This is a genomic window from Synechococcus sp. CCAP 1479/10 (assembly GCF_019038515.1).
Lineage (GTDB): Bacteria > Cyanobacteriota > Cyanobacteriia > PCC-6307 > Cyanobiaceae > Cyanobium.
Genome location: NZ_JAFKRJ010000096.1, coordinates 1 through 843 on the forward strand (window position 1 = coordinate 1; position 843 = coordinate 843).

General features: G+C 67.5%; 1 protein-coding gene. It reads right to left on the reverse strand.

Annotation, left to right across the window (positions count from 1 at the left end):
* A partial coding sequence (locus KUG39_RS17810; protein WP_216916627.1) for a glycogen/starch/alpha-glucan phosphorylase occupies nt 1–843 on the reverse strand: 843 nt, incomplete at both ends.

Below are 843 nucleotides of genomic sequence, written 5' to 3' on the forward strand. Positions count from 1 at the left end.
GGCGTCGTTGCCGGGGTACTTGAGGCGCACCTGCTGGAGGAAGCGGCGGTTGATCTCGAAGATCAGCTCGAGGTGGCGGGGCAGCAGCGACCCGAAGAGATCGAGGCCCCACTTCTCGAGGGCCTCGGGCAGGAGGGTGTGGTTGGTGTAGGAGAGGCAGGCTGTGGTGATGGCCCAGGCGGTGTCCCACTCCAGGTGCTTGTCGTCGAGCAGGAGCCGCATCAGCTCGGCGACGGCGATCGAGGGGTGGGTGTCGTTGAGCTGGATGGCCCAGTGCTCAGGGAACTCCTGGACGGGAATGCCGCGGGCATCGAGGCTGCGGATCATGTCCTGCAGCGAGCAGCTGACGAAGAAGTGCTGCTGCTTGAGGCGCAGCTGGCGGCCCTTGGCGGTGCCGTCGTTGGGGTAGAGCACCTTGCAGAGGGTCTCGGAGCCCACCTTCTCCTCCACCGCGCCGTAGTAGTCGCCGCTGTTGAAGGCGTAGAAGTCGAACGATTCGGTGGCATCGGCGCGCCACAGGCGCAGCCGGTCGCAGGTGTTGACCCGGTAGCCCAGCACCGGCACGTCGTGGGGGACGCCGATGGCGTGCTCGGCGGGGATCCAGCGCACCCGGTAGGCGCCGTTCTGGTCGCGGTAGCTCTCGGTGTGGCCGCCGAAGCCCACGAAACAGGCCTGGTCGGGGTGGGGAATCTCCCAGGGCCAGCCGGCCTTGAGCCACTTGTCGGTGATCTCCACCTGCCAGCCGTCGCGGATGAGCTGGTCGAAGATGCCGAACTCGTAGCGGATGCCGTAGCCGGTGGCGGGGACCTCGAGGGTGGCGAGGGATTCGAGGAAGCAGGCGGC